The organism is Burkholderia sp. NRF60-BP8 (genome assembly GCF_001522585.2).
Taxonomy (GTDB): Bacteria; Pseudomonadota; Gammaproteobacteria; order Burkholderiales; family Burkholderiaceae; genus Burkholderia.
In genome coordinates, this window is the sequence record NZ_CP013373.1 from 3,096,926 (window position 1) to 3,118,072 (window position 21,147).

The following is a 21,147-nucleotide window of genomic DNA, read 5'->3' on the forward strand; positions in this document are numbered from 1 at the left end:
CGCGCGCGGCATCTCGTTGATGCCGGTCGTTCGCCGACCGGCCTGCTCACGCTAATGCGAGCCCGCCGGCTCGGACACGGAGTCCGGATGATGCGTGCGGGCGCGCCGCAGCGTCAAGACGAACAGCGCGCCGCCCGACGGTGCGTTGCGTGCGGTCAGCGCGCCGCCCGCGTCGCTCGCGATCGACGACGAGATCGCGAGACCGAGCCCGAGCCCGCGCCCCATTTCCTTGGTCGTGAAGAACGGCTCGAACAGGCGCGGCAACAAATCGGGCGCGATGCCGCAGCCGTTGTCGCGCACCTCGACCGCGAGCGTCGCGGCCGACACCGCGATCGTGACCTCGATGGCCGGCGCCGCGACGCCGGCCACCGCGTCGAGCGCGTTGCCGAGCAGGTTGATCAGCACCTGTTCGAGGCGCAGGTCCTCGCAGCGCGCGACGAGTTCGGGATAGTCGCGCGCCAGATCGAGCGGCGCGTCGTGCGCGGGCGAGACGGTCGCGTCGTGCAGCGTCAGCGTGAGCGCGACGCCGCGCAGGCGCTCGTCGAGCAGCGACAGCACGCTGCGCAGCGCGCGCACGACGAGCGCCTGCTCGTTGCGCGGCTTCGCGCGGCCGACGAACAGCTTCAGCTGGTTGGTGATCTTGCCCATCCGCTCGGTGAGCGCGGCGATCGCCTCGAGATTCTCGCGCGCGGCGGCCTGCTCGCCGCGATCGAGCAGCACGCGCGTGTTGTCCGAGAAGCTGCGCAGCGCCGCGAGCGGCTGGTTCAGTTCATGCGTGATGCCGGCCGCCATCTGGCCGAGCGCGGCGAGCTTGCTCGCCTGGATCAGTTCGTCGTGCGCGGCGCGCAGTTCCTGCTCCGCGCGGATCCGGTCGCCGACTTCCTTCTGCAATCGCTCGTTCGCTTCAGACAGGTCGGCCGTGCGCTCCTCGACGCGCCGGTTCAGTTCCGCGTACGCCTGCTGCAGCAGCGCGCGGCCGCGGATCATCTCGCGCACGCGGGCGCGGCGCATCCGCCAGTAGAACGCGAGCAGCGCGACCGACACGAAGCCGAAGCCGGTGACGATCGTGGCGTTGCGCGCATCGGCATCGATCGGCGCGATCGGCGCGAGCGTGACGAGCAGCCAGTCGGGCTCGCCGATCCGGCGCTTGCTGGCGAGAAAGCGCGGCGCGCGCCGGCCGGCACCGAGGCGCACGATCTCCGCATCGGCGCCAAGCGTCTGCTCGACACGCAGCGGCAGCGGCGTGACCGGTTGCTGCGCGTACTGGCGCGTTTCGTAGATCGACGCGGCGACGGGCCCCGTGAGCGGGCGCAGCGTGTGGTACTTCCACGCGGGCACGGACGACAGGAACACGACGCCGTGATCGTCCACGACGACGAGCGGCTCGGACGCGTCGGCGCCCTGGAACCATTCGAGATTGAGCTTCACGACGACGACGCCCGCGATCTTGCCGTCGCGCCACACGGGCTGCGAGATGTAGTAGCCGGGATCGCGCGAGATCGTGCCGATCCCGAAGAAGCGGCCGACCCGGCCGTTCATCGCATCGAGGAAATACGGGCGGAAACGGTATTCGATCCCGACGAAGCTGTCGGGTGCGCGCCAGTTGCTGGCGGCGACGCACAGGCCGTCCGCGCCGATCACGTAGGTGACGGTCGCGTGCGCGTGTTCGTTGAGGTCTTCGAGATAGCGGTTGACGCGGGCGGTGTAGTCGCCGCGCTTCGGCTCGGCAAGCAGATCCTGCACGTACGGATGGCTGCCGAGCAGATAAGGCAGCGATTCGTAGCGGTCGAGCGTGCTCTTGAGCGCGTTGGTGGTGCGCTCGACGCGTACCGCGGCATTGCGCTGCAGCTCGGCGACGCCGCGCTGCCACGTGATCGTCCACGTGAGCGCGCACGCCGCGACGAGCGCGGCGGCGAGCACGACGAGGATGAGCAGGCGGCGCGTCACGGTCGAGGCTTCCTGACGATGCGGATCGCCTATTGTGTCATAGGCCTCCGCCCCGATACCCCGGCCGCCGCGGGCCGCACGGCCGGCGGGCCGTGCCGCCGCCTGCTCGTTCATCGCGTCAGACGCCGGCCGTCTCGGTCGGCGCGACTTCGGCGCCGCCCTTCAGCGCCTGGCGCAGCTTGTTGCGGTCGAGCTCCTTCTCCCACGCCGACACGACGACGGTTGCCACGCCGTTGCCGACGATGTTCGTCAGCGCGCGGCATTCGCTCATGAAGCGGTCGATGCCGAGGATCAGCACCATGCCCGACAGCGGGATCGTCGGCACGACGGCCAGCGTCGCGGCGAGCGTGATGAAGCCCGCACCGGTCACGCCGCTCGCGCCCTTCGACGTCAGCATCGCGACGGCCAGCAGCGTGAGCTGCTGCATCCACGTCAGCTCGATGTTGGTCGCCTGCGCGATGAACAGCACGGCCATCGTCATGTAGATGTTGGTGCCGTCGAGGTTGAACGAATAGCCGGTCGGCACGACGAGGCCGACGACCGAACGCGAGCAGCCCGCCTTCTCGAGCTTTTCCATCAACTGCGGCAGCGCGGCTTCCGACGAGCTCGTGCCGAGCACGATCAGCAGCTCTTCCTTGATGTACGACACGAAGCGGATGATCGAGAAGCCGGTGAAGCGCGCGATCGCGCCGAGCACGACGAGCACGAACACGACCGACGTCAGGTAGAACGTGCCGATCAGCTTGAGCAGCGGCACCAGCGAGCCGACGCCGTACTTGCCGATCGTGAACGCCATCGCGCCGAACGCGCCGATCGGGGCCAGCTTCGTGACGATGTGCACGATGCCGAACAGCACGCGCGTCAGGCCGTCGATGAAGTCGGTCACGACCTTGCCGCGCTCGCCGAGGTGCGCGAGCACGCTGCCGAACAGCAGCGCGATCAGCAGGATCTGCAGGATTTCGCCCTGCGCGAACGCGTCGACCATCGTGTTCGGGATGATGTGCATCAGGAAGTCGACGGTCGACTGCCCGTGCGCCTTCGCCGCGTACGACGCGACTTCCTTGCCGTTCAGCGTCGCCGGATCGATGTTGAAGCCGACGCCCGGACGCAGCAGGTGCGTGGCCGCGAGGCCGAGCACCAGCGCGAAGGTCGACACGATCTCGAAGTACAGCAGCGCCTTGCCGCCGACGCGGCCGACCTTCTTCATGTCCTCCATGCCGGCGATGCCGGTGACGACCGTACAGAAGATGATCGGGCCGATCACCATCTTGATCAGCTTGATGAACCCGTCGCCGAGCGGCTTCATGTCGGTGGCGAGCGCCGGGTAGTAGTGGCCGAGGATCACGCCGACGATGATGGCGAAGATCACCTGCACATAGAGCACTTTGTAGAAGGGTTTCTTCTTCACGATGGTTCCTGCTGAAGTAGATGATGAGCCGGTGGAAACGGCGTCACGCGCGCAGGCGAATGTCTCAGGGGAGAAGGCATTCGCCCGCGCGGCTGCCGTGCCGCAACAAGCGATGCCTCAGAACATCCGACAGGGGAGGAAGGCGCTGGTCATCGATTGTCTCCTTGGTTTAATAGTCGGGCCGGGGGATGGCCGTGCTTTTCATATTGCAAGGTCGATGCCAGGTTTCCGGAACCCCTCAAGCCATTGTTTTCATTGTATTTCCCGTAATGCGGCAGGCAAGGAAATCCGGAATTCCGGATTTCCGGAAAATATCCGTCCGGCGATCCGGACGGACGCATTGTTTCATCAGATGAATCAGTGCTGCACGGCCCGGCTCGCGAGCACGCCCGTCTGCGCGTAGAACTCCTGCCGCGCGAACGCGTCGCGCTCGCGGCGCGCGCGCTCGCCGCGATCCGCGAGCGAGCCGACGACGATCCCGACGAACGCGAGCGGCACCGACACGAGCGCTGGGTTGTCGAGGAACACCGGCGCGTGCGCATGATGCAGCACGTCGACCCACACCGACTTCGACAGCACCGTCAGCACGACCGCCGACACGAGGCCGAGGCCGCCGCCGAGCACCGCGCCGCGCGTCGTCATCCCGCGCCAGAAGATCGACATCGCGAGCACCGGGAAATTCGCGCTCGCGGCCACCGCCGCGACGAGCCCGACCATGAACGCGACGTTCACGTGCTCGAACAGGATCGACAGCGCGATCGCGACGGCCGACAGCGCGATCGTCGCCGCGCGCGAGATGCGCATTTCCAGCCGCTCGTCGGGCTTGCCGCGCGCCCACATCTGCGCGTACAGGTCGTGCGAGATCGTCGTCGCGCCCGCGAGCGTGAGGCCGGCGACCACCGCGAGGATCGTCGCGAACGTGACGGCCGCGATGAACCCGTAGAACCAGTTGCCGCCGACCGCCTGCGCGAGCTTCACCGCGACCATGTTGGAGCCGCCGAGCAGGTCGTGCGTCAGGTTGAACGTGCCGTTCGCGCCGAGCCGGAAGAATTCCGGATGCTGCGCGAGCAGCACGATCGCCGAGAAGCCGATCACGAAGGTCAGCAGGTAGAAATAGCCGATGAAGCCCGTCGCGTAGAGCACCGACTTGCGCGCCTCCTTCGCGTTCGGCACCGTGAAGAAGCGCATCAGGATGTGCGGGAAGCCGGCCGTGCCGAACATCAGCGCGATGCCGAGCGACAGCGCATTGGCCGGATCGCGGATCAGCTTGCCCGGCCCCATGATCGACAGCGCGCCCGGATGCACGGCCACCGCACGGCGGAACATCGCGTCGATGTCGAAGCCGAATTCGCCGAGCGCCAGCAACGCGAGCAGCGTCGCGCCGCAGAGCAGCAGCACGGCCTTGATCACCTGCACCCAGGTGGTCGCGGTCATCCCGCCGAAGAATACGTAGACCACCATCAACACGCCGACGATCAGCTCGGCCGTGCCGTACGACAGCCCGAACAGCAGCTGGATCAGCTTGCCCGCACCGACCATCTGCACGACGAGATACAGCACGACGATCGTCAGCGCGTTCGCGGACGTCAGCAGCCGGATCGGCCGCTGCGCGAAGCGGTACGCGACGACGTCGACGAACGTGAACTTGCCGAGGTTGCGCAACGGTTCGGCGATCAGGAACATCACGAACGGCCAGCCCACCAGGAAGCCGATCGAATAGATCAGCCCGTCGAAGCCGAACATGAACACCATGCCCGACAGCCCGAGGAACGACGCGGCCGACATGTAATCGCCCGCGATCGCGAGCCCGTTCTGCAGCCCGGTGATGCCGCCGCCGGCCGTGTAGAAGTCGCGTGTCGAGCGCGTGCGGCGCGCGGCCCAGCGCGTGAGCGCGAGCGTCGCGAACACGAACGCGAAGAACATCCCGATCGCGACCGGGTTCAGCTCGACCTTGTCGGGCATCGGCCCGGCGACGCCGGTCGCACGGGCGGCGGAGGAAACGAGAACGGCCAGCGCGACGAGCGCGCGCGAAACGAATCGCATGTCGGCCTCCGTTACGAACGCTGCAGGATCGCGTCGACGCGGCGGTCGAACGCACGGTTCGCGCGCAGCACGTAGCACGCGGTCAGGCCGATCGCGACGAGGATGATCGCGACGCCCGCGGCGATCCCGACCGTCGTCGTCGCGCCGCGGTACAGCGGCGCGGCGAGCACGTGCGGCGCGAGCGCGACGAGCAGGATGAAGCCGTAGTACGTGGCGATCATCAGCGCCGTCAGCATGAAGCTGAAGCGGCGCCGTGCCCGCACGAGCTGCTGGTAGTCAGGGCGCGCCGTGACCGATTCGATGACGGAAAGCTCCATGTTGTCTCCAATATCGTCTCGTCGTATCGCGAGAGCTGTCTCGTGGATGGTCGGCGCGTATCGACTGCTCCGCCCGCGCCGCGGCGGCAATCCAGGCAACGCGTTACACGACGCGATCCGCACGCAGCCGCGCCACCTCGTCGGCCGACATCCCGAGCCAGCCGCCGAGCACCGCGTCCGTATCCGCGCCGAGCACCGGTGGCGCACCGCGCACCGGCAGCCGCGCGCCGTCGAAACGGTACGGCGGCGCGAGCACGTCGACGCCGCCCGCGACCGGATGCGGCTGCCGCGTGACGAGCCCGGCGCGGGTGGCGCGTTCCGACGTCAATGCTTCGTGCAGCCCGAGCACTTCGCCGCACGGAATGCCCGCGGCGGCGAGCGCCGCCAGCAGCGTCGCACGCGAGCGGCGCGCGAGTTCGCGGCGAATCTCGGGCAGCAGGTCGGCGCGATTCTCCGAACGGCCGAGGTTGGTCCTGTAGCGTTCGTCGGCCGCGAGATCGGGCCGCTCGATCGCGTCGCAAAAGCGCGCGAACTGCGTGTTGTTGCCGACCGTGATCACGAGCGGGCCGTCGGCCGCATCGAACACGCCGTACGGCACGATCGACGGATGCGCGTTGCCGTAGCGCGGCGGGTCCTCGCCCATCAGCAGCGCGTCGAGCCCGTAGTACGCGGTGATCATCAGCCCGCAGTCGAACAGCGCCATCTCGATGCGGCGACCGCGCCCCGTCGCATGGCGCTCGTAAAGCGCGGCGAGGATCGCCTGCGCCGAATACATGCCGGTGAACAGGTCGACCGCCGCGACGCCGAACTTCAGCGGCGGCTGGCCGGCCTCGCCGTTCAGCGCCATCAGCCCGGCCTCGCCCTGGACGACGAGGTCGTAGCCGGGCCGCGCGGCCTCCGCGCCCGAGCGGTCGTAGCCCGAGATCGCGCAGTGCACGAGGCGCGGATTCAGCTCGGCCAGCGCGTCGTAGCCGAGCCCGAGCTTCTCCGCGCCGCCGAACTTGAAGTTGTGGATCACCACGTCGGCCCGTGCGGCCAGCTCGCGCGCGAGGCGCTGGCCGGCTTCCGTCTGCAGGTCGACGCAGATCGAGCGCTTGCTGCGGTTCACGCTGTTGAAATACGTGGTCTCGGTGTCGCCGATCCGCAGCCCCCAGTCGCGCGTATCGTCGCCGCGCGCCGGATGCTCGACCTTGATCACTTCCGCGCCGAAATCGGCGAGCACCATCGCGCACCACGGGCCCGCGAGCACACGCGAGAAATCGAGCACCTTCACGCCGGCCAGCGGCAGCGCGCGCGTGTCGTTCGTCATCGTCGTCTCCTCCATTCGCGTTTGCGCCGTTATCGTTTGGACAGCGCGATGTAGCGCGCGAGATGGTGATCCTCGTCGCCGAGCTGGTGATCGATCATCACGAGCCGCTTCGCGTAGTGCGCGAGCGGCAATTCCCACGTCATCCCGATTCCGCCGTGCAGCTGGATGCATTCCTCGGCGACGAGCGTGCCGATCCGGCCGATGCTGTATTTCGCCGCGGCGAGCGCGCGCTCGCGCACCGCGCGCGGCGCATCGAGCTGCGCGGCCGCGTTGATCACGGCCGAGCGCGCCTGCTCGACTTCGAGCAGCAGATCGGCCATCCGGTGCTGCAGCGCCTGGAAGCTGCCGATCGGCATCCCGAACTGCTTGCGCGTGCGCAGATACTCGAGCGTCGCCTCCTTCGCGACGTCCATCGCGCCGAGCGCTTGCGCCGACAGCGCGAGCAGCCCGTAGCCGAGCACGCGTTCGAGCAGCTCGGCGCCCGCTTCGCCGTCGTGCGTGCCGAGCGCCGCATCGGCCGGCAGCGCGACGCGCTCGAAGCGCACTTCGGCCGCGCGGCCGCCGTCGATCTTCCGGTAGTCGCGTAGCGACACGCCCGGCGCATCGGCCGGCACGACGAACAGGCCGATGCCGGCCGCGTCGTCGTCGCGCCCCGACACACGCGCGCTGACGACGAAGAACGCCGCCTGCGCGGCCTGGTCGACGACGCCCTTCGCGCCCGTCAACACCCAGCCGTCGCCCGCACGTTCGGCGCGCGTGCGCACGGTCGTCAGCTCGTAGTGCGAACCCGGCTCGTCGTGCGCGAACGCGGCGCTCGCGCTGCCGTCGATCAGCGCGGCGAGCTTGTCGCGATGCGCATCGCCGCCCGCGAGCGACAGCGCACGCCCGGCCAGCAGCGCGCCGAGGAACGGCTCGACGACGAGCCCGCGCCCGAGGCATTCGAACACCACGGCGATGTCGAAGCCCGCGCCGCCGAAACCGCCGTCGGCTTCCGGAAACAGCGCGCCGACCGTGCCGAGCTCGGCGAAGCGCCGCCACATCGCGCGGTCGAAGCCTTCGGCCGACTGCGCGATGCGGTCGCGCACCGGGAACGCGTACTGTTCGGCGATGAAGCGGTTCAACGTGTCCGCCAGCATCCGGCGGTCTTCTGTGTGCTGGAAATCCATCGTCGCGTCCCTCGTTACAGCCCGAGCATCATCTTCGCGATGATGTTCTTCTGGATCTCGTTCGAGCCGCCGAAAATCGACAGCTTCCGGTTGTTGAAATACTGCTGCGCGGCGCTCGCGGCTTCGTCGGGGCCGACCGGTTCGCCCGCGTAGTCGGCGTCGAGCGCCTCTTCGACGAACGGCTGCGCATACGGCCCCATCGCGCGCCGCATCAGCGCGGTGATCTCCTGGCGAATCTGCGTGCCGCGGATCTTCAGCATCGAGCTTTCCGCGCCCGGCACGCCGCCGCCCGCGACCGCGGCCAGCACGCGCAGGTTGGTCGTGCGCATGTTTTCCAGTTCGATCTCGACGCGCGCGACGCGTGCCGCGAAGAACGGATCGTCCGCGAGCGGTCGGCCGTTCTTCGCGACCTTCGCGGCCACCGCGCGCAGCCGGTCGAGGGCAGCGGTCGAGAAGCCGATGCCGGCGATGTTGGTGCGCTCGTACGTGAGCAGGTATTTCGCGTAGGTCCAGCCGCGGTTCTCTTCGCCGACCAGGTTTTCCATCGGCACGCGCACGTCGGTGAAGAACACCTCGTTCACCTCGTGCTCGCCGTCGAGCGTGATGATCGGGCGCACCTCGACGCCCGGCGTGTTCATGTCGATCAGCAGGAAGCTGATGCCTTCCTGCTTGCGCACGTCGGTCGCGGTGCGCACGAGGCAGAAGATCATGTTCGCGTAGTGGCCGAGCGTGGTCCACGTCTTCTGGCCGTTCACGACGTAGTGATCGCCAACGCGCACCGCGCTCGTCTTCACCGCCGCGAGATCGGAGCCGGCGCCCGGCTCCGAATAGCCCTGGCACCACCAGTCGGTGCCGTCGAGAATGCGCGGCAGCCAATGGCGCTTCTGCGCGTCGCTGCCGTACTTGATCAGCACGGGGCCGAGCATGTTCACGCCGAACGGCACGATGCGCGGCGCGCCGGCGAGCGCGCATTCGTTGTCGAACAGGAACTTCTGAGCGACGCTCCAGCCGGGGCCGCCGTATTCGCGCGGCCAGTGGCTCGCGAGCCAGCCGCGGGCATTCAGGATTGCGTGCCATTCGCGCATGTCGTCGCGCGTCAGATGCAGGCCGCCCTTCACCTTGCGCGCGATGCGCTCGGGCAGTTCGGTTTGCAGGAAGCGCTGCACTTCCGCGCGGAAGGCTTCTTCTTCGGGCGTGAAATCGAGGTCCATCTTCGGTCCGTTGCAAATGCGGTTGGCGTTCAGTCGATGCGGTTCAGGCTCGCGAAATCCGCGCCGCGCGCGACGAGATCGACGAGCAGCGGCGACGGCTTCCAGAACAGCGGATCCTCCTTCGCGAACGCGCGGATATCGGCGAGCACGTTCGCGAGGCCGACCGTGTCCGCGTAGTGCATCGGGCCGCCGCGATAGCGCGGAAAGCCGTAGCCGTGCAGGAACACCGCGTCGACGTCGAGCGGGCGCAGCGCGATCTTCTCGTGCACGACGTTCGCGCCTTCGTTGATCATCGCGGCGAGGTAGCGGCGCAGGATCTCGCCGTCGGTGAACGTGCGCGGCGTGACGCCCTTCTTCGCGCGTTCCTGCGCGACGATCGCTTCCACTTCCGGATCGGGCGTGCCGACGCGCGCGCCGTCCGGATACAGGTAGTAGCCGCGGCCGGTCTTCTGCCCGAACCAGCCGCGCTCGCACAGCCGGTCGGAAATCTCCACGTAGCGTGCGTTCGGGTCGCGCGTCGCCGCGCGGCGCTTGCGGGTCGCCCAGCCGATGTCGCCGCCCGCGAGGTCGACCACCTGGAACGGGCCCATCGGAAAGCCGAACTCGCGCACCGCGCGATCGATCTGGTACGGCGACGCGCCGTCTTCCATCAGGTAGTCGGCCGCCGTCCGGTACACGGCGAGGATCCGGTTGCCGATGAAGCCGTCGCATACGCCCGCGCGCACCGGCGTCTTCTTCAACTGCTTCGCGAGCGCGAACGCGGTCGCGACGACGTCCGGGCTCACGCGCGCCGGCACGACGATCTCGAGCAGCTTCATCACGTTGGCCGGCGAGAAGAAATGCAGGCCGATCACGTCGGCCGGCCGGTCGATGCTCGCGGCGAGCGCGTCGATGTCGAGATACGACGTGTTGGTCGCGAGCACCGCGCCCGGCTTGCACACGCGGGCGAGCTCGGCGAACACGGCCTGCTTCACGGCCATGTCCTCGAACACGGCTTCGATCACGACGTCGGCCTGCGCAAGCGCGTCGTACGACGTGCTGCCCTTGAAGCGCGCGAGCCGCGCGGCGTGCGCGGCCGGCGTCATCCGCCCTTTCGCGACGAGGTCGTCGTACACCTTCTCGACGTGCGCCCGGCCGCGCGCGAGCGACGCTTCGTCGCGCTCGATCATCGTCACCGGCAGCCCGGCGTCGAGCGCCGCGACCGCGATGCCCGCGCCCATCGTGCCGCCGCCGACCACGCCGATCCGCTCGACCGGCCGTGCGCTCGCGCGCCGCGCCTCGGGCGCCTTCGCCGCTTCGCGTTCCGCGAAGAACGCATGCACGAGGCCCGCACGCTGCGGGCTGTCGACGCACTGCAGGAACAGGCTGCGTTCGAGCTTCATCCCCGCATCGAACGACTGCGTGAGCGCGGCCTCGACCGCGTCGACGATCTTCGCCGGCGAGAAAAGGCCGCGCGACTTCTTCGGCAATTCCGCGCGCGCCGCGTCGAGCGCGGCCTGCGCGGCCGCGCGGTCCGCCAGGCCCCGTGCGTCGCGCGTGCGGCGCACGGGCGCGCCGAGCGACACGAGTTCCTGCGCGTACGCGAGCCCTTCGGCGAGCGTGTCGTCGCTGTGCGCGACGCGATCGACGAGGCCGAGCGCGAGCGCTTCCTCGGCGCTCGCATGGCGGCCCGTCAGCATCAGGTCGAGCGCGGCCTTCGCGCCGATCAGGCGCGGCGCGCGCTGCGTGCCGCCCGCGCCGGGCAGCAGGCCGAGCGTCACTTCGGGCAGCCCGAGCTTCGCGCCCGGCACCGCGAGCCGGTAATGCGCGGCCAGCGCGACCTCGAGGCCGCCGCCGAGCGTCGCGCCGTGCAGCGCGACCACGACCGGTTTCGTGCTCGACTCGATCCGCTCGCACACGTCGGGCAGCGACGGCGGCACCGGCGGCTTGCCGAATTCGCGGATGTCGGCGCCCGCGATGAAGTTGCGGCCGGCGCCGACGATCAGCACCGCGCGGATCGCGTCGTCGGCCTGCGCGGCGTCGATCGCGTCGGCGAGGCCGCGCCGCACGTCGGCGGACAGCGCGTTGACGGGCGGATGGTCGATCGTGACGACGAGCACCTTGTCGCGCCGCTCGCGGGTGACGGTGCCCGTCTGGGCGGGTTCGTGGGAAGCGGGTGAATTCATCGTGTCTCCAAGTGCGGTGCGCCGGGCGGACGGGACCGCTCGCCAGGCCGGCGGGCGGTGCCGGTTCGCGAGCTGTCCCGCGCGGCGGGAAACGATCCGGCGTGGTTGCCGGGCATGACTCGATTCTCGATTGATCGAGATTCATTGACAATTCCTGCACGCTTTTACAAGCTGTCAAGTCTGACTTGACATTGAATGCTTTCGGACCGTTTCGGACCAGTTCGGATCGTTAAACGGGCCGGATCAGGAGACACCCCGCATGGACCTGAACGCGCTGACGCTGCTCGTCGAGATCCTCGACGCCGGCAATCTCAGCAAGGCCGCGCAGCGGCTCAAGATGAGCCGGGCGAACGTCAGCTACCGGCTGAACCAGCTCGAGCGCTCGATCGGCCAGCAGCTCGTGCGGCGCACGACGCGGCGCATGGAGCCGACCGAGATCGGGTTGAAGCTGTACGAGCACGGCCGGCGCATCCGCAACGAACTGCTCGCCGCGCAGGAATCGGTGACCACGCTCGGGCAGGACCTGCAGGGCCGCGTGCGGCTGTCGGTGCCGAGCGGCTACGGGCAGATGGTGATGTCCGACTGGCTGCTCGCGTTCAAGCGGCGGCATCCGGGCATCGTGCTCGACGTGGTGTTCGAGAACCGCGTGGAAGACCTGATGCGCGACGAAGTCGACATCGCGATCCGCGTGATGTCCGAGCCGCCGCAGAACCTCGTCGCACGCGACATGGGCGCGGTGCGCTACGTCGCGTGCGCGTCGCCCGCGTTCGCGGCCGCGCACGGGATGCCGGCGAGCCTCGGCGCGCTGGCCGCCGCGCCGGTCGTCACCGCGACGGTGATGGGCCGGCAACTGCGGATCGCCGCGTATCTCGGCGACGAGCGTCACGAGGTGCTGCTCGAGCCGACGCTGATTTCGGAGAACTTCCTGTTCCTGCGCCAGGCGATCCTCGCGGGGATCGGCGTGGGCATCGTGCCCGACTACGTGATGCAGGACGATCTGCGCCGCGGCGCCGTCGTCACGTCGCTCGACGCATACCGGCTCAGCATCTTCGGCACGCACATGTACATGCTGTACATGCCGAACCGCCACCACACGCGCGCGACGTCGACGTTCATAGAATTCATCCTCGAACAGGCCGGAAAGACCGGCCGGGGCGGGCCCGGCGGGATGCGTCAGGGTTTCCTGTCGGATGACAAGCCGCCGGGCACGCGGCGACAATAGCGCGCCGGGACGGGCGGCGCCGTTGCGCCAGCGCCAGCGCCAACGTCAACGCCGCCGTCTCCTTCGAATTCACTGCTGCCGAGGGTTCAATGTTCGACCGGATTCGTCCGCATTCGCGTCCCTGGACGCTGCTCGCCGCCGTCGCGCTCGTCGCGTTCAACGCCGGCTGCACGTCCCCGTCCGCGCCATCGGGCGCCGTCGTCCCGGTCGCCGCCGCATCGGGCGCGGCCGTCCCGCTGCCCGGCGTTCACGCGCCCGAACCGTCGTCCGGCTGGACCGACAAGTCGGGCTGGACCTCGCAGCACTTCATGATCGCGGCCGCGAACCCGCTCGCCACGCAGGCCGGCTACGACATGCTGAAGGCCGGCGGCACCGCGATCGACGCGGCCATCGCGACGCAGATGGTGCTCGCGCTGGTCGAACCGCAATCGTCGGGCATCGGCGGCGGCGCGTTCATGCTGTACTTCGACGGCAAGACGACGCAGGCGTACGACGGCCGCGAGACCGCGCCGGCCGCCGCGACCGAGCGCCTCTTCTACGGGCCGACCGGCCAGCCGATGGGCTTCTACGAAGGCGTCGTCGGCGGGCGTTCGGTCGGCACGCCGGGCGTGCTGCGGATGCTCGACGCCGCGCACCGCGCGCACGGCAAGCTGCCGTGGCGCCGGCTGTTCCAGCCGGCCATCCGGCTCGCCGAGCGCGGCTTCACGATCAGCCCGCGGCTCGCGATGCTGATCGCGAACGACAAGTACCTGCACGACGACCCGGCCGCCCGCGCGTATTTCTACAATGCGGACGGCACACCGAAGGCTGCCGGCACGGTGCTGAAGAATCCCGCGCTCGCGACCGTGCTGCGCCAGGTCGCCGACCGCGGCGCGAACGCGTTCTACAGCGGCGCGATCGCGCGCGACATCGTCACGAAGGTGCGCAAGCACCCGACCAACCCGGGGCTGCTGTCGCTGCAGGATCTCGCGCGCTACAAGGCGAAGGTGCGTGCGCCGCTGTGCGCCGACTATCGGCGCTCGGTGGTCTGCGGGATGCCGCCGCCATCGTCGGGCGGCCTCGCGATCGCGCAGATGCTCGGCATTCTCGAGGCGATGCCCGACTGGCAGCAGATCGGCGCGCAGAAGCCGGTGCGCAACGAGCTCGGCTACGAGCCGACGCCGTTCGCCGCCCATCTGTTCAGCGAAGCCGGGCGTCTCGCGTACGCGGACCGTGCGCGCTACGTGGCCGATCCCGATTTCGTGCCGCTGCCGGGCGGCAACTGGGCGAGCCTCACCGACAAGTCCTATCTCGCGCAGCGCGCGCGGCTGATCGGCGACACGAGCATGGGCGTCGCGCAGGCCGGCACGCCGCAGGGCGCGACGCTGGCGATGGCCGACGACCGCAGCGCCGAATTGCCGTCGACGTCCGACATCGCGATCGTCGACCGCTACGGTCAGGCGCTGTCGATGACGACCAGCATCGAGGACGCGTTCGGCTCGCGGCTGATGGTGCGCGGCTTCCTGCTGAACAACCAGCTCACCGACTTCTCGTTCGCGTCGACCGACAACGGCCGACCGATCGCGAACCGCGTGCAGCCAGGCAAGCGGCCGCGCTCGGCGATGTCGCCCGAACTCGTGTTCGACAAGAAGACGAAGCAGGTGACGATGATCGTCGGCTCGGCCGGCGGCCCCGCGATCATCAATCATGTCGCGAAGACGCTGGTCGGCGTGCTCGACTGGGGGATGACGATGCAGCAGGCGATCGCGCTGCCGAACTTCGGGTCGATGAACGGGCCGACGCAACTCGAGCGCGGGCGCGTGTCGGACGCGCTCGTCGACGGGCTGAAGGGCCGCGGGCACGACGTACAGGTCGTCGAGATGAACTCGGGGCTGCAGGGGATCCAGCGGCTGAACGTGCAGGGGCAGACGGTGTGGTTCGGTGGCGCGGATCCGCGGCGGGAAGGGGTGGCGATGGGGGAATGATCGACGCTTGTCGGCAGCGGACGGCGCGCATGCGCCGCCTGCTTCGAGTCACCCTCTCCCCTTCCACGGCACCACCCGCCGCTCGACCCAGCGCATCGCGAGATCGAACAGCCACGCGATCGCGCCGATGATCAGAATCCCCATCACGACGATGTCGGTGCGCAGAAAGCTCGATGCGTTGAGCACCATCTGCCCGAGCCCGGCCGTCGCGGCAACCATCTCGGCGGCGACGAGCGTCGTCCAGCCGAACCCGATCGCGATCCGCAGCCCGGTGAGGATTTCCGGCAGCGCGGCCGGCAGCACAACGTGCCGCACGATCTGCGCGAAGCTGCCGCCGAGCGAATACGCGGCGTTGATCTGCTCGACCGTCGCCGCACGCACGCCGGCGCGTGCGGCCATCGCGATCGGTGCGAAGCAGGCGAGGAAAATCACGACGAGCTTCGCCGTTTCGTCGATGCCGAACCAGATCACGACGAGCGGAAGATACGCAAGCGGCGGCAGCGGCCGGTAGAACTCCAGCAACGGATCCAGCACGCCGCGTGCGATTCGGCTCACGCCCATCAGGATGCCGGCCGGCACGCCGATCGCGGCGGCGAGCGCGAACGCGCCGAACACGCGGGCAGCGCTCCACAACAGATGCTCGGACAACGGCAGGCCGCCCTGGATGCGGCCGTGCCACGCGTCGACGAAGGCCGTCCATACGGCTTCCGGCGTGGGCAGGAACAGCGGCGGCAACCATTGCCGATGCGTCGCAACCCACCACAGCACGGCCAGCGCAGCGACCGTCGCCGCGCTGAGCGCGGCCGTTTTCCCCTGCCCCGGCAAGCGATAACGGCCCGACGAACGACGCGCACGCACGGCGCGCGCCGCAGCCTCGGCCCGCGTCGTGCGACCGTCGTCCGGCTCGACACCCGCGGCCGTGCGATCGGCCGCCCAAGAATCCTGCGTGCTCATGCTGTCCTGCCTGTGCAATGTACTGATCCGGCCGCGTCCGACCGCCACGCCGTGCCGCGCGAATTCGCTCATCGCGCGGCCTCCGCGACGGCCTCGTCGCGATGCAGATACGCGATCAGCCGCTCGCGCCACGCGATGAAATCCGGCGACGACTTCACCGCACGCGCATCGCGCGACTCGACGTAACGGCGCGCGAACGGCAGCTCGAAGGTTTCGGCAATGCGACCGGGGCCCGGGGTCATCACGACGAGACGCGTCGCGAGAAAGAGCGCCTCCTCGACGTCGTGCGTGATGAAGAACACCGTCTTGCCGGTGCGCGCCCACACATCGAGCACGAGCGCCTGCATCGTGCCGCGCGTCATCGCGTCGAGCGCGCCCATCGGCTCGTCCATCAGCAGCACGCGCGGGTCGCTCGCGAGCGCACGCGCGATGCCGACGCGCTGTTGCATCCCGCCCGACAGTTCGTACACGCGCGCATGCGCATGACGCTCGAGGCCGACGAGCGCGAGCATCTCCGCCGCGCGCGCTTCGCGTTCGGCCTTCGACACGCGTGCGAAGCGCAGCCCGAGCGCGACGTTGTCGAGCACGTCGAGCCACGGCAGCAGCGCGTATTTCTGGAACACGACGCCGCGATCGGCGCCGGGGCCCGTGACCGGCACGCCGTCGACGCATACGTCGCCCGTCGTCGGCGCGACGAAGCCGGCCATGCAGTTCAGCAGCGTCGTCTTTCCACAGCCGGACGCACCGAGCGCGACGACGAATTCACCGGAATCGATGCGCAGGTCGACGCGCGCGAGCGCCTGCGTCGTGGGCCTGCCGCGCTCGCCCGGATAGGCGACCGATACCTGGCGAACTTCCAGCGTGCTCATGATCGAAGGCTCCGCGATGAATGGGCCGGATGACCGCGCTCAACGCGCGGCCTTCTGCACGAACTGCGGATCGACGCCGACCGAATAATCCGCGAGCACCGTCTGAATCGTGCCTTGCGATTTGAGGAACGCAGCGGTGGCCGCGAGCGACTTCGCGGCGCCCGACTGCGCGCCGCCGCCGAGCCACGTCGGCGATGCCTGCTCAGCGGGCGTCGGGAACGCATAGAGCGCGAGGCTCGCGGGCACATCGGCCGCGTTCGCGCCCGATACCTTCGCGACCGCCGCGACCTGCGGCGAACCGACCCGCCATGCGGCGGTGTGTGCGCGATAGTCGGCATCGGCGGACGCGAGCACCTTCACGAAGCGCGCGACGAACTCGGGGTTCTCGCGCGCGAACTTGCGGCTCACGACGAAGCCGTCGAACGTCGCCTTGCCGCTTTCCTTCGCAACCTGGCCCGACGTCGTGAGCACGGTGCCCGACTGCTTGACCTTCGCGAGCACCGGGTCCCAGATATAGGTCGCGTCGATGTCGCCGCGCGTCCACGCGGCCGCGACTTCGGGCGGACGCAGGTTGACGATCTTCACGTCGTTCGGATTCACGCCCGCGGCCTGCAGCGCGACGAGCGTATGGAAGTGCGACGTCGACACGAACGGCACGCCGATCTTCTTGCCCTTGAGCGCGGCGACGCTGGTCACGCCCGAGCCGTTGCGCGCGACGAGCGCCTCGGCGTCGTTGATGTTGTCGAGCACCCAGAACAGCGAGATGTCGAGCCCCTGCGACAGGCCGGCCGCGATCGGGCTCGAACCGGCTTCGCCGAGCTGCACGGAGCCCGACGCGAGCGCGCGGATCACGTCGGCGCCGCTGTCGAGCTTGCGAAACGTGACCTTGTAGCCGGTCGCCTTTTCGACTTCACCGCTCGCCTGCGCGTAGCGCCACGGCACGACCATGTCCTGATACGCGATCACAACTTCGCGCGATTCGGCGTGCGCCGCGCCGAGCGCGGCAAAGGCGGTCAGCGCGACGAGCGCGCGGCGGATGAAGCTGAAACGGGACATGCGGCTCTCCTTCGGAATGCGGGTGTTGCAAGCGGAGAGCCGACTTTACGAGCTTTGCGCGCAGCGGGAGCGAACTTATCGTGCGAAGCTATCGATGTCGTTTCGGCTTTGCTTTTCGTGTCGGATTGGATCGCGCGTCCGATCGGGTGACGATTGCCGCGCGCATGCGCGGATCACCGCCGCGCCAACGAAAAAGCCCGCATCGCTGCGGGCTTTCGGGACTGCGGGTCTTGCGCGGATGGAGGCAAACGCGGTGCTCAGACCACCCCCGCCCCATGCGCCTGCAGATCGGCGTGATAGCTCGAACGCACCATCGCGCCGACGGCCGCGTGCGTGAAGCCCATCTTGTACGCCTCTTCCTCGTACATCTTGAACGTGTCCGGATGCACGTACGCGCGCACCGGCAGGTGGTGCTCGGACGGCTGCAGGTACTGGCCGATCGTCAGCATGTCGACGTCGTGCGCGCGCAGGTCGCGCATCACCTGCAGGATTTCCTCTTCCGTCTCGCCGAGGCCGACCATCAGCCCCGACTTCGTCGCGACGTCCGGATGCAGCGCCTTGAAGTCCTTCAAGAGCTTCAGCGAATGCGCGTAGTCTGAACCCGGGCGCGCTTCCTTGTACAGGCGCGGCACCGTTTCGAGGTTGTGGTTCATCACGTCGGGCGGCGCCGCGTTCAGGATCGAAATCGCACGGTCGAGACGGCCGCGGAAGTCCGGCGTCAGGATCTCGATGCGCGTGTCGGGCGACTGCTCGCGCACTTCGCGGATGCACTCGACGAAGTGGGCGGCGCCGCCGTCGCGCAGGTCGTCGCGGTCGACGCTCGTGATCACCACGTACTTGAGCTTCAGTGCGGCGATCGTGCGTGCGAGGTTCTTCGGCTCATCCGCGTCGAGCGGATCGGGCCGGCCGTGGCCGACGTCGCAGAACGGGCAGCGGCGCGTGCACTTGTCGCCCATGATCATGAACGTCGCGGTGCCCTTGCCGAAGCACTCGCCGATGTTCGGGCAGCTCGCTTCCTCGCACACGGTGTGCAGGTTGTGCTCGCGCAGGATCGTCTTGATCTCGTTGAAACGCGAACTGCCGGTAGCCGCCTTCACGCGGATCCACTCCGGCTTCTTCAGTTTTTCGATCGGAATGACCTTGATCGGGATGCGCGCCGTCTTCGCCTGCGCCTTCTGCTTGGCGGTCGGATCGTAGGCCGGGGTCGCGGCCGTATCGGCCGGTGCGGGAGAAGCGGTAACGTCAGTCATTCGATTGTTCCAGTGCGTGCGGCTTGTCGGCGGCCGCGGATGCGCCGTCGAGGTTGGCGATCAGACGGCCCACCAGCGTGTGGGCGACGTCGTTCCAGTCGGCGGCAACCTCGAGGCTCGCCATGTCGACGGTTTCCAGTCCGGCATAGCCGCACGGATTGATCGCGAGAAACGGGCGCAGATCCATCTTCACGTTCAGGCTCAGCCCGTGATAGCTGCAGCCGTTGCGGATCTTCAGGCCAAGGGCCGCGATCTTCGCGCCCTCGTGCACGCCGGATGCCACATAGATCCCGGGCGCGCCCGCCTTGCGGACCGAAGCGAGATTATACGCCGCGAGGGTGTCGATCACGGCCTGCTCGATCTTCGTCACGAGCGTGCGCACCATCAGCTTGCGCCGGCGCAAGTCCAGCAGCAGGTAGACGACGATCTGGCCGGGGCCGTGGTAGGTGATTTGTCCGCCGCGGTCGACCTTCACGAGCGGCACGCCGCTGTCGGCCACCAGCAGGTGCGCCGGGTCGCCGGCCTGGCCGAGCGTGTAGACGGGCGGATGCTCGACCACCCAGATCTCGTCGCCGGTGTCGGCGGTGCGCGTGTCGGTGAACGCGCGCATCGCGTCGAAGCTCGTCTCGTAGGCCTCGCGGCCCCGCCACCGCACGGTGACCGGCTGAGCCGGCTGATCCAAGGCTCCGGCGGGCGATGCGGAAACGGCGACAGGCGTGGACACGATGGAAACCGGCGAAACGGACATGGGCGGTAGTTTACCGAAAACCCGTGGGTCTCGCCGGCCTTGGGTGGGGGACGGATCGCCGGTATCCGTCGGACGAAACGACGGTCAGACGGTGCGCCAGCCGCCGTGGACCAACGCAGCGACGCGTTCGCGCAGCCGGCTCAGCCCGCCGAGCGCGACTTCCCGCGGCGGCCGCGACACCGAGAACGCGACGCGCGCGCCCTCCCGGCTTTCCGCGCTGAGCCACAGCCGCTCGCCGCGGCGCAGCTTGAGCGTCTCGCCGTCGACCAGGAAGTAATCGTCGACGTCGTTGCTGCGCGTCGCCCAGACCGGCCCGCACTGGACGATCAGCCGCGTGCTGCGTTGCACCTTCATCGGCACGGTCTCGCCCGCGGGAATTTCGAAGGTGATGCTTGAAGAGATTTCTTGCATGATCGACTCCGCCAATAAGTGCTTCGATGGCTACAATCGTAGTCACTCGAAGGCGCCCGACCAAACGACCAATTTTCACGTCGATGTGAGGAAAATTAGCAAATGGACCTCCGCCAGCTCCCGGCGCTGAACGCGATTCGCGCGTTCGAAGCCGCCGCCCGCCACGAGAACTTCTCGCGCGCCGCCGACGAGCTGTTCGTCACGCACGGCGCGGTCAGCCATCAGGTGCGCGCGCTCGAGGAAGAGCTCGGCGTGCAGCTGTTCACGCGCAACGGCAAGCGGCTGTGCCTGACCGACGCCGGCATGCGCTACGCGCAGCAGATCCGCACCGCGCTGATGGTGATCGCCGACGCGACGCGCGACGTGCGCGCGAGCGACCGCGACCGGCGGCTGGTGGTGTCGATGCTGTCGTCGTTCGCCGCGCGCTTCATCACGCCGCGCATCGGCACGTTCATCGAGCGGCATCCGGAAATCGACGTCGAGCTGCAATCGACCAACTCGCTCACCGATTTCGCGCGCGACGACGTCGATCTCGCGATCCGCTTCGGCTTCGGCAGCTATCCGGGGCTGCACGTGGAGCCGCTGTTCGAGGAGGTGTTCTTTCCCGCGTGCGCGCCGACACTGAACGGCGGCAAGCTGCCGCAGACGCCCGCCGATCTCGTGCACTACCCGCTGCTGCGCTCGGACGACGAGCTGTGGCGACCATGGTTCGACGCGGCCGGGCTCGACACGCTGACCGAGCCGAAACGGGGCATTCTGTACCAGGATTCGTCGAACCTGCTGCTCGCCGCGATCGAGGGCCAGGGGATCGCGCTGGTACGCCGCTCGCTCGCGGTGCACGACCTGCTCGACGGGCGCATCGTGCGCCTGTTCGACATCGACGGGCCGAGCCCGTGGCACTATTTTTTCGTGTGTCCGCCGCCGCTCTTGAACACGCCGCGCGTGCAGGCGTTCCGGACCTGGCTGTTCGAGGAAGTCGCCGAATACAAGCGTCTGTGCGACGAGCTGGACGCGCGGCGCGCGGCGGGGAAATGCCCCGCCGAGTGCGCGCTGGAGGGCGGATGGAAAGGGATCAGCGGCCGTTTGCGCTGATCCCGGACTGCCTGG

Annotated in this window: 17 protein-coding genes; 3 read left to right on the plus strand and 14 right to left on the minus strand. The window is 68.8% G+C overall.

The features are described 5' to 3' along the window. Positions 1–51: 51 nt before the first annotated feature. The 8 genes from WS54_RS27995 to WS54_RS28030 form a co-directional block, all read right to left on the minus strand. A complete protein-coding gene (locus WS54_RS27995) occupies positions 52–2,061 on the minus strand; it encodes a sensor histidine kinase (RefSeq protein ID WP_059781411.1) in 2,010 nt (669 codons plus the stop codon). Between the two features lie 4 nt (positions 2,062–2,065). Continuing rightward, positions 2,066–3,355 (minus strand): dicarboxylate/amino acid:cation symporter, encoded by a 1,290-nt coding sequence (locus tag WS54_RS28000; protein WP_034208472.1) that lies wholly within the window; start codon positions 3,353–3,355, stop codon positions 2,066–2,068. Between the two features lie 357 nt (positions 3,356–3,712). Continuing rightward, a complete protein-coding gene (locus WS54_RS28005; RefSeq protein WP_059781409.1) occupies positions 3,713–5,398 on the minus strand; it encodes a cation acetate symporter in 1,686 nt (561 codons plus the stop codon). Positions 5,399–5,409: 11 nt separating this feature from the next. Continuing rightward, complete coding sequence (locus tag WS54_RS28010) at positions 5,410–5,715, minus strand: DUF485 domain-containing protein (RefSeq protein ID WP_034208474.1); 306 nt, start codon at positions 5,713–5,715, stop codon at positions 5,410–5,412. 103 nt (positions 5,716–5,818) lie between these two features. Continuing rightward, positions 5,819–7,024, minus strand: a complete 1,206-nt coding sequence (locus tag WS54_RS28015) for a CaiB/BaiF CoA transferase family protein (protein ID WP_059781495.1) — start codon at positions 7,022–7,024, stop codon at positions 5,819–5,821. Between the two features lie 29 nt (positions 7,025–7,053). After that, positions 7,054–8,190, minus strand: a complete 1,137-nt coding sequence (locus WS54_RS28020; protein WP_059781407.1) for an acyl-CoA dehydrogenase family protein — start codon at positions 8,188–8,190, stop codon at positions 7,054–7,056. A 14-nt stretch (positions 8,191–8,204) separates the two neighbouring features. Next, the gene (locus WS54_RS28025; RefSeq protein ID WP_059781405.1) at positions 8,205–9,401 is read right to left on the minus strand and encodes an acyl-CoA dehydrogenase family protein; all 1,197 of its coding nucleotides are present in this window, start codon (positions 9,399–9,401) and stop codon (positions 8,205–8,207) included. A 29-nt stretch (positions 9,402–9,430) separates the two neighbouring features. Next, a complete protein-coding gene (locus WS54_RS28030; RefSeq protein ID WP_059781402.1) occupies positions 9,431–11,566 on the minus strand; it encodes a 3-hydroxyacyl-CoA dehydrogenase NAD-binding domain-containing protein in 2,136 nt (711 codons plus the stop codon). 259 nt (positions 11,567–11,825) lie between these two features. Between WS54_RS28030 and WS54_RS28035 the strand changes: the two genes are divergently transcribed. Then, positions 11,826–12,788 carry a LysR family transcriptional regulator gene (locus WS54_RS28035; protein ID WP_034208478.1) on the plus strand — a complete coding sequence of 321 codons (963 nt, stop codon included), beginning with the start codon at positions 11,826–11,828 and terminating at the stop codon, positions 12,786–12,788. Between the two features lie 89 nt (positions 12,789–12,877). Beyond that, a complete protein-coding gene (ggt, locus tag WS54_RS28040; RefSeq protein ID WP_059781400.1) occupies positions 12,878–14,752 on the plus strand; it encodes a gamma-glutamyltransferase in 1,875 nt (624 codons plus the stop codon). Positions 14,753–14,800: 48 nt separating this feature from the next. On the opposite strand, the gene WS54_RS28045 is transcribed toward ggt, so the two are convergent. From WS54_RS28045 to WS54_RS28070, 6 genes are all read right to left on the minus strand, one after another. After that, positions 14,801–15,778, minus strand: coding sequence for an ABC transporter permease (locus tag WS54_RS28045; protein WP_059781399.1), 978 nt, complete (start codon positions 15,776–15,778; stop codon positions 14,801–14,803). Then, positions 15,775–16,575, minus strand: coding sequence for a taurine ABC transporter ATP-binding protein (locus WS54_RS28050; protein ID WP_059781397.1), 801 nt, complete (start codon positions 16,573–16,575; stop codon positions 15,775–15,777). The genes WS54_RS28045 and WS54_RS28050 overlap by 4 nt, the downstream gene beginning before the upstream one ends. A gap of 39 nt (positions 16,576–16,614) precedes the next feature. After that, the gene (gene tauA, locus WS54_RS28055; protein ID WP_034208482.1) at positions 16,615–17,631 is read right to left on the minus strand and encodes a taurine ABC transporter substrate-binding protein; all 1,017 of its coding nucleotides are present in this window, start codon (positions 17,629–17,631) and stop codon (positions 16,615–16,617) included. A gap of 257 nt (positions 17,632–17,888) precedes the next feature. Further along, the gene (gene lipA / locus WS54_RS28060; RefSeq protein ID WP_006499067.1) at positions 17,889–18,881 is read right to left on the minus strand and encodes a lipoyl synthase; all 993 of its coding nucleotides are present in this window, start codon (positions 18,879–18,881) and stop codon (positions 17,889–17,891) included. Beyond that, on the minus strand, positions 18,874–19,629 hold the full coding sequence (gene lipB, locus WS54_RS28065; protein ID WP_034208483.1) for a lipoyl(octanoyl) transferase LipB: 756 nt from the start codon (positions 19,627–19,629) through the stop codon (positions 18,874–18,876). Before lipB ends, lipA begins: the two co-directional genes overlap by 8 nt. Positions 19,630–19,713: 84 nt before the next feature. Beyond that, positions 19,714–20,040, minus strand: a complete 327-nt coding sequence (locus WS54_RS28070; protein WP_059781492.1) for a DUF2917 domain-containing protein — start codon at positions 20,038–20,040, stop codon at positions 19,714–19,716. A gap of 102 nt (positions 20,041–20,142) precedes the next feature. Between WS54_RS28070 and WS54_RS28075 the strand changes: the two genes are divergently transcribed. After that, a complete protein-coding gene (locus WS54_RS28075) occupies positions 20,143–21,132 on the plus strand; it encodes a transcriptional regulator GcvA (RefSeq protein ID WP_006485238.1) in 990 nt (329 codons plus the stop codon). Positions 21,133–21,147 lie beyond the last annotated feature (15 nt).